The organism is Haloferax volcanii DS2 (assembly GCF_000025685.1).
GTDB lineage: Archaea > Halobacteriota > Halobacteria > Halobacteriales > Haloferacaceae > Haloferax > Haloferax volcanii.
Genome location: NC_013964.1, coordinates 179,409 through 193,263, shown reverse-complemented (window position 1 = coordinate 193,263; position 13,855 = coordinate 179,409). Strand labels below are relative to the sequence as shown.

Here is a 13,855-nt window from a genome sequence, read left to right as displayed (position 1 = left end):
GGCGAGCCCGACTTCGCTCGCGTTGCTCGCATCAGTCGAACACCTCCAACCGGTACTTTCGGGCCGGGTTGGTGTCGGTCAGCATATCCAGCAGTTCGCTTTCCCCGCCGCGGTCGACCTTGTCGCGTTCCTTCTCGATGGTGTCGAGCGCGTCGTGGACGCGGTCGCCGAACAGCTCTTCGAGGTAGTTCCGCGGGATGCGGTCCACGTCCACCGTCTCGCCGTCTTCGGAGTGCTGCGGCGGCGCGAACGGCGGGATGTAGTAGACGTTCGGCTGCGTCTGGTACTCCGGATGCAGCGGGAGTGCGACCTCGTACTCCTCGACGAGCTTGTGAATCGGCCCCTGTTCGTCGTCGAGGAACCCGACGAGTCGCAACTGCGGCGGGCAGTCCTCCGCGCAGGCGGGGGCGAACGTCTCGCCGTCGGGGCCCTCGCCCTCGATGCGGGGGTAACAGAAGATGCACTTCTCGGAGGTCTTCTGCGTCGCGTTGTAGTACACCTTCTTGTACGGACAACCCTCGACGCAGTAGCGGTAGCCGCGGCAGCGCTCCTGGTCGATGAGGACGATGCCGTCCTCCTCGCGCTTGTAGATGGCCTTCCGCGGGCACGCCTCCACGCAGGACGGGTGCGTGCAGTGGTTGCAGATGCGCGGGAGGTAGAAGTAGTACGAGTTCGGATACTCGCCCGCGCCTTGGTCTTCGTCCCAGTTCGGCCCCCACTCGGGGTCGCTGTCGGGACGCAGCGGCCAGTCGCCGCCGTTGTACATGACCTCCTCGTGGTTGAACGACCACGCGTCACCGTAGTCCGCTTGGTCGGGGATGTCGCCGGGGCTTCGCTCGGTGTGTTCGGCGTCCGTCCAACCGCCGCCGGAGTCCTCCCAGTCGCGCGGGTAGCCCTTCCCGGGCTTCGTCTCGACGTTGTTCCAGTACATGTAGTCGCGGCCGCCGCCCTCCGTCCAGAGCGACTTGCACGCGACCGTGCAGGTCTGACAGCCGATGCACTTGTTCAGGTCCATCACCATGGCGACCTGATGGTCGACACCGTCGGCGAGGTCGACCCCGTCGCCGTCGGTCTGTGCTGCTGGCCCGTCGTCGGTGCTCATTCGGCATCACCCCCGCCTTTCCGCACGTCGACGCGGACGTCGCTGTTGACCCCCGTCGGCCCCCAGTAGTTGGGGAAGAAGTAGAGGTGTTCGCCGGAGTCTTCCGGATACTGGACCAACTGCGTCGGCTTCATGTACATCGGGACGAGCGAGTTGAAGTTCGTGTCGCCGTCGAACTGGAACCGCTCCCAGGCGAAGTACATCCGCGCCGTGCCGCGCTGGCTGCTCGGGTAGAGCTTCGCCTGCAGTTCGACCTCCGCGAGGTCGTTGAACACCTCGACGGTGTCGCCGTCTTCGATGCCGCGCTCGGCGGCGTCCTCGGGATGGAGGTAGACCACCGGCTCCCCGCGCTGGAGGCGGAGCAGTTTTTCGTTGTCTCGCCAAGTCGAGTGGATAGACCACCGCCCGTGGGGCGTGTTGTACTCCATCGGATAGTCGCCGCCCGTCCGCGTCGGCCCCTCTTTGTGCGTCGGCAACTGCTCGCCGAGTTCGAGGAACCAGTCGTGGTCGATGTAGTACTGCTGTCTGCCGGTGACGGTCGGCCACGGGTTTTTGTCCTGGACGAAGTCCTTCCACGGCGTGTACGCCGCCCCGTCCTCGATGTCGGAGGTCCAGTGGTCGCCGGCGGCCAAGAGCCGCTGGGGTTGTTCGACCGTGTCGGCGAACGTTATCTGGTCGTCGCTCTCGGACGGATTCGATTCCTCGGAGTGTTCGAGGATGTACTCGCAGGCGGCGCGGTCCTCGTCGAGCGCGTCGGCTTCGCCGGTCTCCCAGTCGCGGACGTAGTCGTCGTAGACGGACTGGAGGTCGATGTCGCGGTCGAACTTCCGGTCCGAAATCGGCCCGACGCCGCGCTCCGTGGCGACCTCCTGAATCTTCGCGGCGAGTTCGCGGAATATCTGCCAGTCGGTCTTCGACTCCCCCAGCGGTTCGACCGCGGGCGTGAAGGGATGCACGTAGCTGTGCATGTCCGTCATCGAGAGGTCGTGTTTCTCGTAGTGGCTCGCGGTCGGCAACACGATGTCCGAGTACAGCGCCGTCGAGTCCATCCGGAAGTTGATGTCGACGACGAGGTCGAGTTTCGGCCACAGTTCCTCCTCGACGGCGACGTTCCCCTTCGCCTGGTTGAAGTAGTTGCCGCGCCAGACGAACATGGTCGTCGGGTCGGGACGAGAGCCGTCGTCGCGTTCCTCGGGGTAGACCGGCATCCATCCCTCGTCGATGGACTCCCGTATCTTCGCGGCCGTGTCGGCGTCGGTGTTGTCGAGGATGCCCGCGTGGTAGTAGGTCCACAGCGTCGTCGGCACCCCGCGGACGTTGCCCGTCGGGAACGACAGCGACTTCCAGCCGTGGAACGTCCATATCTTCTCTTGGCCGACGTAGTGGTCGAGGCCGGTCCCCTGCTCGCCGAGGTTGCCCGTCAGCGTGACGAGCAACTGGAGCGCGCGGTTCCCGAGGTCGTTGTGGTACCAGTCGTTGACGCCCTTGCCCTGGATTATCTTCGCCTTGTCGGCCTCGGCGAACTCGCGGGCGACGCGCTGGTAGGTCTCTTCGCCGACGCCGGTCTCGTCGTGGACGGTCTCCGGGCCCCAGTCATCGAGTTCGTCCCGCAGTTCGGCCCACACGGTCCGGACGCGGACGCGCCCGTCTTCGGTTCGGACCGTGGTTTCGCCGTCCAGTTGCGGGTCGAAGTCGAGTTCGATGCTCTTGGAGTAGTCTTTCTGGCCGTCGCGTTCACCGAGCGACCCCGGTGCCTCGCGGAGGCGTCCGTCAGAGTCGAGCATGAGCAACATCCACTCGGGTCGGTCGGCGTCGGTCGAGACCGAGGGAACCTCGCTCGCGCGGAGGAACTTCCCGGTGTCCTGCCGGACCAAAAGCGGCATGTCGGTCTGCTCTTTGAGGTGGGCCTCGTCGTACAGTCCCTCGTCGACGATGGTCCGGGCCATACCGAGCGCGAGCGCGGTGTCGGTGCCCGAATCGGGGCTGAGCCACTCGTCGGTGTGGATGGCCGTCTGCGAGTAGTCGGTGAAGACGCCGACGCGCTTCGTCCCGTTGTAGCCCGATTCGAGGAAGTACTTCGCGTCGGGGATGCGGGTGACGTTGATGTTCGACCCCCACGCGATGATGTAGTCGGCGTTGTACCAGTCGGCGCTCTCGGCGTTGTCGGTCTGGGTGCCCCACGTGATGGGCTGGCCCGGCGGCAGGTCGGAGTACCAGTCGTAAAACGAGTGGCTGACGCCGCCGAGGAGGTTGATGAGCCGCGACCCGCTGGCGAACGAGACGGGGCTCATCGCCGGGATGGGAGTGAAGCCGCTGATGGCGTCGTAGCGACCGGCCTGCACCTCGTCGACGACGTGCTCGGCGATTTCGGTGAGCGCCTCGTCCCACGAGATGCGCCGCCACTTCCCCTCGCCGCGGTCGCCAACGCGCTTCAGCGGGTGTTTGATTCGCTCGTCCGCGTTGACGTAGTCGGTGTAACACGCCCCTTTCTGACAGCCGCGGGGGTTCGGGTCGGGCAGGCTCTCGTCGAACCGCGGGTAGTCACCGGCCTGCTCCTCGCGCCACACCTGCCCGTTTTTCACGTAGACGTCCCACGAGCAGCTGCCGGTACAGTTGACGCTATGCGTCGACCGAGAGACCGAGTCCCAGTCCCATTGCTCGCGGTAGAGGTCCTCCCAGTCCCGGTAGGGGTAGTTCCCGATGGGGTCGTCGACGGGGTTCAGCCCGCCCATCTGGAACAGCGGGTCGTCGTCGGCAGCGGACCGGCCGATGCCGAGAAGCGAGGCGATTCCGACGCCTTCGAGGAACCGACGACGGGAGACGCTCGTTCCCTCGGTCGCCGGCTCTCCCGGCGGGTCACCGACCGCCGGCGGGTCGTCCGTCTGTTCGGCTTGCGATTCGTCCGTTCCCGACTCGTCGTCGGGGGTCGAGGTGTTCGTTCGGTTCATGAATCTATCTGTAAAAAGACGGTCGTTAGTGCCAGCCCGGCGCCCAGAACGCCGAGCGAAATCCCCACGAGCGTGTCACCACCCGCGTCGAGGCCGACGGCGACGAGCGCCACGCCGAGGAGCTTACTCGCGCGGTCGAGGTGTCGGTACGTCCGAGGCGAGAGTTCGATGCGTCGCCGCGGAGCCCCGCCGGTGTTCGCGTCAGTCATCGCCGGCTTCCCCCGGAACGCGTCCGGTTCGGCTCTCGTCCGCGTCGTCGCCCAGCATGCGGTAGACGAGGGCTGCGGAGCCGATGGGGACGACGAACAACGCGACGGTCAAAATCGGATTGACGACGCCGGTTCCGACGCCGAGCGCCCGGCCGAGGAGGTTGTTCATGCCCGCGATGGAGGCAATCATGATGAACTGAATCGCGGCGACGCCGACGGCGGTCTGCCACGGCCGGTCGAGTGGGTCGGCCGTGAAGTGGACCGATTCGTCGTGGTAGTCGACGAACGGCCACACCGCCACCGCGCCGAACACGAGCGTCGGCAGCAGGACGCCGCCGACGAACTCCGTCGAGACGTGGATGTCGGTGAGCGGAACGGTGAATCCCATCCACGACGGGAGCAGTTTCAGCAGGCCGTAGACCCACATCAGGAACCAGTCGGGCATGATGAGTTCCGGCGTCCCAGCGGGGTTGTTCGGCCCGTACTCGGCGATGTTGTGGACCGGGAGGAACCCGGCCAGCATCGCCAGCGTGGCCAGCGTGAGGAAGAACACGACCGCGCTCACGGCCGCCTGATTGGGGAACGCCGGGAGGCCGACGACGACGCTGTCGTCGTCTCTCGAGACGGTCTGTTCGGTGCCGCCGTCGCTCGACGGGGACCCCTCGACCGGGCGTCGGTCCCGGCTTTCGAGTCCTCGCACGTCGTCATCGCGGGGGGCCTCCGTGTGCTTTTGGCGGACGAGAATCGCCATGTGGACGGCGAGGAGCCCCCCGATTGCCACGGGAATGACGAGGACGTGGAGGAAGTAGAGCCGCGGTATCGTCGCGCTCGACGGGAACTCCCCGCCGAAGAACGCCTTCCCGACCACGCCTCCGACGAGCGGAATCGACGTGGCGAGGTTGTAGCCGATGCCGGTTGCCGTCGCGGCGAACTCGTCGAAGGGAAGCGCGTACCCCGTGTAGGCCGCGCCCATAGAGAGGCCCGCTAGGCCGGTGCCGACGACCCAGTTCGGCTCGCGCGGATTGCGGTACGCCCCGGTGAAAAACACCCTGAGCATGTGCAGCCCGATGGACGCGACGAACAGGTGAGCCGCCCAGTGGTGCATCCGCCGGATGAACATGCCGAAGGGGATGTCGTAGGTGATGTGCAGGACGCTCGCGAACGCCTCGGGCACCTCTTGGCCTTGGAACTTCGCGACGCTCCCCTCGTATTCGACGCCGCTCGTCGACGGCTCGAAGAACATCCCGAGGAATATCCCGGTGAGGACGAGAAGCAGGAAGCAGAACAGCGCCACCTCGCCGAGGAGAAAGGAGTCCTCGGCGGGGAACGCCTTCCCGAGGAACGCGCGGCCGGTGTCGAGGTCGAACCGCTCGTCTACCCAGTCGTACGCCTCGTCGCCGGCGTCGTTGGCGCGGTCGGCGAGGCGGTCGAGTCGAGACATCACTCGCCCCCCGGGCCGACCGGCCCGTTGAAGTCGCCCGTCGCGATGAGATTGCCCTCGCTCGACAACGTGATTGGCAGTTGCGGGAGCGCCCTCGACGGCGGCCCACCGACCACCTTCGCGCCGGCGGTCGGGTCGAACTTGCCGAAGTGACACGGGCAGACGAGCGTCGCTCCGTCCTCGTTCGACACCATGCAGCCGGCGTGGGTGCAGACTTTCGAGTAGGCGGCGTAGCCCGACACCGTGTACTCAAGGTTCGTTGCGCCACCGTAGGCGTCCTCCGCGTGTCTCACGAGCAGCGTCGGTGCCTTTTCGATGCCCGGCCGGGGCTCCGGGAACACGGTCATCTTCTCACCTTCACTGAGGGCGTTCTCGCCGATGCGCTCGCCGTCGCCGTCGACGAGGTAGATGCCGTCCGAGTACACGGGGCCGGTGTACGAACGCTCGAAGACGCGAGTCAGCCCCGCCAACGGTGCCGCGAGGCTCGCGACGGCGGTCAATCCCCCGACGCTGGCGAGCAGTTTCGCGTAGTCGCGGCGGGCGAGCGAGGCGCGGTCGTCGGAGAAGATACTCGGCTGGTGGTTGCTGTCGTCCCCGCAGTCAGCGCAGTGCTCGTCGCAGTCGTCCGATGCGTGCTGATTGTCGAGTCTCATTAGTGTCCCCTCCGCTCTGCGACCTCGACGTGGGGGAGGAACCACGCGTAGTACGATACGGTGAGCAAAGCGAGCGCGGTGAACATCCCCGCGGCGTAGACGCCGAAGTACTGGGTCCGCGCGAGCGTCAGATACTCGCCGGTGAACAGCGCCGCAAAGACGATAGCGAGGATGGTCAGCCCGCCCATCGCCACGATTCCCTCGATAGCGTCGGAGGCGTCGTCGTACTCGACGACCCAGCGGTCCGCCGTCCAGAACCACGGAAGCCCGACCCGACCACCGTCTGCGACGGTCGGTTCGTCGCTCGGGCCGGCTCTGACCGCCGTGTCCATGAACCGGTGGACTGCGGCGAGGACGCCGACGAGCGCGAAGAGCGCGACCCACACGATGACGCCCACCTGACTCGGCGCGAGCTTCTCCGGCGTGTCGACGATCTCTTGTAGCGGCCGCATCTCGGTGACGCTCTGGTCGATTTCTATCTGTTCGCTCGGCGGCTCGCCGTGCAGCGCCACGTACCACGTCGGCAGGAGCACCGCGACGACGAGCAGCAACACGACGACCGTCCCGCGTCTCACGGTGACTCACCCCGCGTACCGACGCGCCGCCTCACACTCCAACCGGGCGCCGATCCGTTCACCCGTTTGGCCCCGAGCAAGCTCGTATATAGCATACTTCGATTCGTTCGAAAATCTGCACCGAGGCCAGTAACACCCGAACCATAGGGTGCGGGGACTTTATACCGCCCTCGTCGAGGAATCGGAGGGAATCCGAAGCGAAACCGCGTGACTGCGAACGGATTCGCCGAAGAATATTTCAGAACCACCACCGTACGCCGGCCTATGAATGAGGGCGTGCACGGTGAAATCCACGTGGCCGACCCGTCCATCTGTCGGGTGTCGGAGGCGTCGAAGGAGACCGCAGTCGAATCCGTCTCGCGGTCGGTCGGCGCTACCGGCGATACCGCCGCAGTCGAGTTTACCGCCCCCTCGTCGGCCGCGATTGATGACGCGGACGAGATATTTCACCACGAACAGAAGACGATTTATCGCGTCACCCACTCTTTCACCGAGGAGTCGCGGTGTGCCTGCGAACTCATCGAGGGTCACGGCTGTCCAGTCCGCCACCTCGAAGCGGACTGCGGCGCGGTCGTGCTGTCGTTCGTCGCCGCGGACCTCGAGTCGTTCCGCGACATCGTCGTCAACCTCAAATCGGCGTTCGACGGCGTGTCACTCCGGCGACTCACGCAGTCAGAGCCGGACTCCGCTACCGGCTCGCTCGTGTTCGTCGACCGCGACGAACTGACGGCGAGACAGCGGGAAGTCCTCGAGACGGCCCACGAGATGGGTTACTTCGAGCACCCCCGTGAGGCGAACGCGACGGAGGTCGCCGCGGCGCTCGATATCAACCGCTCGACGTTCACCGAACACCTTTCGGCCGCCCAGTCGAAGCTTCTCGATACGATTCTCGACGTGTAGTTGATAACTCGCCTATGTATTCCCGCCCTATGATGGGGTGTGATAGATACTGATTGGGGTCTGTGCTTCGGTCGTGATCGCCGTGCCAGGTCAGTTCGTCTTCGACTGCCCGGTGTGCAGCGTCGAGGTGTGTGTCGACGCGGGCATCCGCGAGCGGATTCTGGACGACGGGTGCGTGTTGTGCGCCTCGCCAGTCGAGACGGACGCATTCGACCCGCACCCGCGCAAGTCGTAACCTGGTCTGCCGTCCCTCGCTTCGCGGACGGCGACGGGGATTTCTGTCGGTGGCCGCGTTCATTCTTTGGTCGAGAGTCACCGCCTCGATTCCTTGGTCTTCGAGAGGACTCACCACGTACGCGCTTGCACCATCGCGCCGTCTCGTCGACAGCTGAACTCAAAGCCAGCTCATCCTCTCTAGCCAGCCTCGTTGGAACTCCGAGTCCGACAGTACCAAACTACACCCTCGAAATCCCCCGGGAATACAATCTACTCGTCGATTCAATTGGGGCAACTCAAAATCAACGAGCAAAAGCACACGCTCCATTCGAGAGACACAACCCGTGTGTCACGTCGAGAAGCCCCCCAGAGTACGCTCAGGAGCGCCATTGCACAAGATGGGTGGTCGTCGAAAAACCCAATACGAGCAGTCGTCAACCCCCACCCAATTTCGGCGTTGACGGCAATCGAATACAGTCGATACACCCCACCAACGAGAGGGTGTACTGACGAATTAGCGTATTGACGTTGTGTTTGGTGAGCATTACAGGAGGTGATGTTTCCATTGGCCAGTGTTGTATGTGGATGAGATTCGTGCAGTAGCGGGACTCCTGTGGGTAAACACAAGCAAATTAGAAATCAGTACTGTCGAATAAATCGGGCCGATAGTGATTCGTTTTCACCCTCGATTGGTTCCGATCTGCGTACACCCTTGCGGAAAATCGACGTGGGTACACCCCTGTAGACCATGGGTGTAGAGCCCGGAATCTAGTTCACCCTCGAATTCAGGGATGTAGAATTCCACTAGTTTTGGCCAAGGGTGTATCCGTTGACTCGACTAGTGATTCCAACGAAGGGGGACCTTAGAACACTCTGTCTTCCTCTGTGTGCTACTTCTTCTGTGTCCTCAGTTTGTCGGCTCTCTAGCTCAGTCGGCAGTGAATACACCGAGCGATAGTGTCGAGTTCACTGATCGTTCACACGAACGACATTGAACCGATGTGACGAGCTTCTGAACATCGCTGATTGGTGTGGTTGTCCGGATAACCTCGCTTAGGTGGAAAAGTGAGGGTGTTTGTTCTCTGAAAGGGTGAAGACTGTCACAGTAGGTCTCTGGATTGACTTTGGTCCTCATCTAATTCCTCTCAATTCACCGAAAGTTATAGGCCTCATCCATGGGTATCCAGTCATGCGTTCTAGTTTAGCAGAGAATGCGGTCGCTGTTTGTTGATTAGATATCGTCGCAACTACCCGGTTGAAGAACCCGGTGGATGATGTGTACTCACCACCGGACTCGGTAGTTGTTGACCGGATTCAAAGAGCGTTTCCCTCCGATGAGTTGCGCGAGCGCGCTCGCGCAACGAATCTCATCGAGCGTGAGCGCAAGTTCGACATCGTTGCACTGTTCTACACACTCTCGTTTGGCTTCGCTGCTGGCTCAGACCGCTCTTTGCAGGCGTTTCTCGACCGCTACGTCGAGATGGCTGACTGCGATGAGCTCTCCTACGCGGCGTTTCACGACTGGTTCGAACCGGGATTCGTTGCACTCCTCCGAGAGATTCTCGATGACGCCATCGAGAATCTCGATACCGGACGAGCAGACTTGAACGGACGTCTCGAACGCTTTCGAGACGTCCTCATTGCTGACGCAACCATCGTTTCGCTGTATCAAGACGCCGCTGATGTCTACGCAGCAACCGGCGAAGATCAAGCCGAACTGAAGCTCCACCTCACAGAGTCACTCTCGACGGGCCTTCCAACGCGATTCCGCACAACCGACGGAACAACTCACGAACGGAGTCAGCTACCCACCGGTGAGTGGGTAGCTGACGCCCTCATCTTGCTTGATTTAGGCTTCTACGACTTCTGGTTGTTCGACCGAATCGACCAGAACGGCGGGTGGTTCGTCTCCCGGGTGAAGGACAACGCGAACTTCGAGATCGTCGAAGAACTGCGAACGTGGCGAGGCAACAGCATTCCGCTGGAAGGAGAGTCGCTGCAGGCCGTCCTTGAGGACCTGCAGCGACAGGAAATCGACGTCCGCATCACGCTTTCATTCGAGCGCAAACGAGGGTCGGGCGCCAGCGCGACCCGGACGTTCCGACTGGTCGGCCTGCGCAACGAGGAGACCGACGAGTACCATCTGTATCTGACGAATCTGGCGAGAGAGGACTACAGCGCGCCCGATATCGCGCAGCTCTATCGGGCGCGCTGGGAGGTCGAACTGCTGTTCAAGGAGCTGAAGTCGCGGTTCGGCTTGGACGAGATCAAGACGACCGACGGCTACATCATCGAGGCGCTGATCATCATGGCCGCAATTTCGTTGATGATGAGTCGTGTAATCGTGGATGAGTTACGGTCGCTCGAGGCAAGACAGCGAGAGGGCGAAGCCGCCGCAGACGCCGACTCGTCGGCGTCGCGGCTCCCTCGGCGTCGCTGTTCGCTCGCCGTGGAACGCCACGGTCATCTAATCCAGTTGTATCTCATGATCGAGTTGGGCTACGAACTGCCGGATTTGGACGAGCTGTTGCTGTGGGCGTCACGAAATCCAAATCCACACAGAGATCGGTTACGTGAGCAGGTTGAACGAGGTGAGTTCGGCTTTGATCGCTACTAAACTAGAACGCATGGGTACCAGCCATAGCAGCATGGCCAGGTACTTGCGTCGCTTGTATTGGTTTGCTAGTTGAAATGGCGGCTAGTGGCGAAATTGAGCAAATCTGCTGTTGGTGTAATTTCGGCGGGGACTGGGTCTAACTTAATTCGGTGTCCGAGCTGGAGTCATTGAACGACCTTCAATTTCAGAGTTAACCAAGGACTCAAGATTGACCGTTCAAAATGTTCGCTTGATGGGCTTAGCGGTCGAGAGCCCAGAATTGTTGGTTATTGAGGATTCAAATAAAGCCCCTTGAGAATATTCTCTCTGTCCGTTTAGTTAGGTTTAGTATTATAAGAAGAAGTTGGTATCTTGATAAACTACTTAAAATATAGATCATCTCGTGACTCATGAGCCATGAGACGGTGGATGAGGCGTCTGGTGTGTTTCCTGCCCTGAACGGCAGCTGGAACAGGTCCATTTGTGGCTGAGGATTTCACAAGAGGCAGCGGAGCCGCTATAGATCGTTTGTCTCAGTCGCTGTCCTCTCCTGTTCCACCGGCGTCCTCGAGTTCTTCGATTGGCTTGAGATTCGCTTCCATACGTTCGTGTTTGGCTTCACGAAGCTTCTCTTCTGACGCCATCTTCGGCACCAAAGACGCCCCCTCAGGCAGATCAATCTCTTGATCCTCTACGGGTTCCGAATCGGTGACCATCTTGCGAATCTCCATATCTCGATTGAGCTTCCCAACCATCCGCTCGAACGCCGTCTCACGTTCGTGCTGAACCCGGCGAAGCTTCCGGACCTTCCGTTCGAATTCCGTTTGCGCTGCCCAATCGTAGATACGGCGTCCAAGAATCGTGAGCGCATACCGCTTCTCTGTCCCGTGTTCGGTTGGCTTATGGCTGACCGTGAGCACTTCGCGCTCAACACCTTCTGAGAGTCGCGAGGAAACTGTCGAGCCACTTACTGCAACCGCGTCAACGAGCGCGTTGAATGTCGCTGTTCCCGTCCCAATCTCCGTAATGAGTTCTGCCGCTCCCTTCTTCCGAAGAAACCCCTCAAGTTCGTCCAAGCCCATCGTACCTCCTTCTTCTCGCACGTTACTATAAATCCAACCGAAAATTGATTCATACTGATTCTTGACCCATACCGAATTATGGCCACAACTAATTCTCCAAGTATAGCGCGCATACCCCTTGATGTATCTCCCACAATAAGCTCAGAGCATACAATCATCGCAAAATGCTCTACACTATTTCCACTCTATTCTATACTGATCTCTGTTCTTGGATAGCGGATGTCTCTACACAGAATTACATCAGTATTTGGTCGAGCACACCTCAGAAGCAGATCAGTTCACCCCCGAGGTGGTTCAATGCTGACTGACCCGTCGGCTGTTGCTGACTCAATCATTGTCCACGCGGAGACGCTCTGTGAGCGTGAAGACCACCTCTGGGACGTGATTCGTCAGCTATCGATCCCCGTCGACAACCTCGAGGATGCTCGCGATCAGAACCGCGTGACGTTTGGAACCGATGAGATGTTCCGCACGCTCCTGTTCAAAGGGATTCGGGGTATCTCACAGAACGAATTAGCCCAACGACTCGGGCGGGAGCCGAGCTTGGTCAAGAGTTTCCACCTCGATACCACCGATCTCTCGAATACTCCGACCCAGCAACAGCTCTCGTATACGCACGCGCAGTTCAGTGAGAACACACAAGAGGTTCTGAACAGAACTGTCGCTGGCGTTCGACAGGCCGCGCTCAATCACGGCGTACTCACGGAAGGCCTTGTTCCAACCATTCCGACGGAACCTGAGAATTCGACTTCGAAGAGCGAGAGCGAGTACAAGAAGGAGAAAGCCCAGAAGACGCTGACGCTCGCTCGAAAACACGTCCTTCCCGAGTTCGATACGCACCGAGCGGCCCACAAGACGTACTCCGACGAGGTAATTCTGGATATGTTCGCGCGGATCTGTGCGAACAAGGGGAGTGCTCACTCGGAATCGGAGTACGGCTGGCTCACCGACGATGACCTCATCTGTGACGACTCGACGTTCCTGCGGGCGATGAAGAAGATTGCTACTCCAGAGGACTCGGATAGTCAGCTCACGTTCGAGGATTTCGAGGACGACGACTCAATGCCGGAAACCGACCGGATTCGAGACGCCATTATGACAGCGTTCGACGCCGCGACGGACAACATCATCAACTCGATTCGCGGTCAGAACCCCTTCGAGTCGCGTGAGACGATTGCAGCCATCGACATCACCCACGAGCAGTTCCACGTCTGGCCGTGGGAAGACAAGGAAGCGGGTATCGCCAAGCCGGACTACCCGAAGATGGTGAGCGGGTACAAGAAAGACGGCGAGTACAAGCGTGGATACAAATACGCGACGATCACACTGGTCGGTGACCACGCACCGATTGTTCTCGGTATCGAGCCGGTGAAAGAGAACTCCGCATGGGAACCCGACGACTCGCCATCGTACTCGAAAGCCGACCTCGTGAGTCGGCTGTTGGACAGCGCCGAGCGGTTCGTCGATCTGGACACGGTGATGTTCGACCGAGGATTCTACGTGAATCGTGTGTACGCGGACGTCCACGATCGGGAAATCACGTACCTCTCACCAGTTCCGAAGTATGAAGATGAGTTGACGGCGGTTCAGGATATTCAGGAGCATCCGACGGCAGACGCAGCTGTCAAGCACGACGTACCATTGGGAATCGATGGCGAGGTTCACCACGAAGCGGAGTTCCTCTACGCGCCGAGTACGAGCGACGATGCTGAGGGGAAGTACGCGGTGTTCGTGACGAATCAGGACCGCGTGGAACCTGAGAAGATTCGAAGTGTCGTGAACGGGTACAGTCGGCGCTGGGACATCGAGAACCAGTACAAGTCGATCAAGAGCTTCATGCCGAAGACGTCGTCGACGGACTATCGGCTTCGATTCTGTAACTTTGCGCTGTCGACGTTGATCTACAACCTGTGGCGGCTCACGGACTATCTGATCAAGGTCGCGCTCGACGAGCCGATTCGGTCGCCGCCTGTAATCACGGCGAAGACCTTCGTGCGAGCGTTAGGGGACTTCCTGCGTGAGTTCGGGTAACGCTTTTCTCATTCCGGTTTGAGAGTTCGGTAGCGGCTGCTCTGTCGATTTTCACTCGTTTTCTCGACATCTGTTGACCAGTAGACTCGTGTCCGGTCGCTG

The 13,855-nt window shown here is 60.9% G+C and carries 11 protein-coding genes; 4 read left to right on the top strand and 7 right to left on the bottom strand.

Annotation, left to right across the window (positions count from 1 at the left end; all coding sequences use genetic code 11):
* Positions 1-31 precede the first annotated feature (31 nt).
* The 6 genes from narH to HVO_RS00785 are packed head-to-tail and all read right to left on the bottom strand — an operon-like array spanning position 32 to position 6,928.
* Positions 32-1,102, bottom strand: coding sequence for a nitrate reductase subunit beta (narH, locus tag HVO_RS00810; protein WP_004041370.1), 1,071 nt, complete (start codon positions 1,100-1,102; stop codon positions 32-34).
* Positions 1,099-4,050 carry a nitrate reductase subunit alpha gene (gene narG, locus HVO_RS00805; RefSeq protein ID WP_004041371.1) on the bottom strand — a complete coding sequence of 984 codons (2,952 nt, stop codon included), beginning with the start codon at positions 4,048-4,050 and terminating at the stop codon, positions 1,099-1,101. The genes narH and narG overlap by 4 nt, the downstream gene beginning before the upstream one ends.
* Positions 4,047-4,259: a hypothetical protein gene (locus tag HVO_RS00800; RefSeq protein WP_004041372.1), complete on the bottom strand. Its 213-nt coding sequence runs from the start codon at positions 4,257-4,259 to the stop codon at positions 4,047-4,049. The genes narG and HVO_RS00800 overlap by 4 nt, the downstream gene beginning before the upstream one ends.
* Positions 4,252-5,700, bottom strand: a complete 1,449-nt coding sequence (locus tag HVO_RS00795; RefSeq protein WP_004041373.1) for a cytochrome b — start codon at positions 5,698-5,700, stop codon at positions 4,252-4,254. Before HVO_RS00795 ends, HVO_RS00800 begins: the two co-directional genes overlap by 8 nt.
* Complete coding sequence (locus tag HVO_RS00790) at positions 5,700-6,353, bottom strand: QcrA and Rieske domain-containing protein (protein ID WP_004041374.1); 654 nt, start codon at positions 6,351-6,353, stop codon at positions 5,700-5,702. The genes HVO_RS00795 and HVO_RS00790 overlap by 1 nt, the downstream gene beginning before the upstream one ends.
* On the bottom strand, positions 6,353-6,928 hold the full coding sequence (locus tag HVO_RS00785) for a hypothetical protein (protein ID WP_004041375.1): 576 nt from the start codon (positions 6,926-6,928) through the stop codon (positions 6,353-6,355). The genes HVO_RS00790 and HVO_RS00785 overlap by 1 nt, the downstream gene beginning before the upstream one ends.
* Before the next feature lie 264 nt (positions 6,929-7,192).
* Here HVO_RS00785 and narO point away from each other — a divergent pair, with 264 nt between their 5' ends.
* From narO to HVO_RS00775, 3 genes are all read left to right on the top strand, one after another.
* Positions 7,193-7,828 carry a transcriptional regulator NarO gene (gene narO, locus HVO_RS00780; protein ID WP_004041376.1) on the top strand — a complete coding sequence of 212 codons (636 nt, stop codon included), beginning with the start codon at positions 7,193-7,195 and terminating at the stop codon, positions 7,826-7,828.
* Positions 7,829-7,910: 82 nt separating this feature from the next.
* Entirely contained in the window at positions 7,911-8,063 is a 153-nt protein-coding gene (locus HVO_RS20715; RefSeq protein WP_162471306.1) for a DUF7560 family zinc ribbon protein, read from the top strand.
* A gap of 1,248 nt (positions 8,064-9,311) precedes the next feature.
* The gene (locus HVO_RS00775) at positions 9,312-10,661 is read left to right on the top strand and encodes an IS4 family transposase (protein ID WP_013034936.1); all 1,350 of its coding nucleotides are present in this window, start codon (positions 9,312-9,314) and stop codon (positions 10,659-10,661) included.
* Positions 10,662-11,173: 512 nt separating this feature from the next.
* Here the strand turns inward: HVO_RS00775 and HVO_RS00770 are convergent.
* Positions 11,174-11,722 carry a hypothetical protein gene (locus HVO_RS00770; protein WP_004041380.1) on the bottom strand — a complete coding sequence of 183 codons (549 nt, stop codon included), beginning with the start codon at positions 11,720-11,722 and terminating at the stop codon, positions 11,174-11,176.
* A 297-nt stretch (positions 11,723-12,019) separates the two neighbouring features.
* Here HVO_RS00770 and HVO_RS00765 point away from each other — a divergent pair, with 297 nt between their 5' ends.
* Positions 12,020-13,753: an ISNCY-like element ISHvo14 family transposase gene (locus HVO_RS00765; RefSeq protein WP_004041381.1), complete on the top strand. Its 1,734-nt coding sequence runs from the start codon at positions 12,020-12,022 to the stop codon at positions 13,751-13,753.
* Positions 13,754-13,855: the final 102 nt, after the last annotated feature.

Coding starts and splice junctions, on each gene's coding strand:
- HVO_RS00770 (WP_004041380.1), bottom strand. CDS start 11,722: ATGGGCTTGGACGAACTTGAGGGGTTTCTTCGGAAGAAGGGAGCGGCA.
- narH (WP_004041370.1), bottom strand. CDS start 1,102: ATGAGCACCGACGACGGGCCAGCAGCACAGACCGACGGCGACGGGGTC.
- narO (WP_004041376.1), top strand. CDS start 7,193: ATGAATGAGGGCGTGCACGGTGAAATCCACGTGGCCGACCCGTCCATC.
- narG (WP_004041371.1), bottom strand. CDS start 4,050: ATGAACCGAACGAACACCTCGACCCCCGACGACGAGTCGGGAACGGAC.
- HVO_RS00800 (WP_004041372.1), bottom strand. CDS start 4,259: ATGACTGACGCGAACACCGGCGGGGCTCCGCGGCGACGCATCGAACTC.
- HVO_RS00795 (WP_004041373.1), bottom strand. CDS start 5,700: ATGTCTCGACTCGACCGCCTCGCCGACCGCGCCAACGACGCCGGCGAC.
- HVO_RS00765 (WP_004041381.1), top strand. CDS start 12,020: ATGCTGACTGACCCGTCGGCTGTTGCTGACTCAATCATTGTCCACGCG.
- HVO_RS00790 (WP_004041374.1), bottom strand. CDS start 6,353: ATGAGACTCGACAATCAGCACGCATCGGACGACTGCGACGAGCACTGC.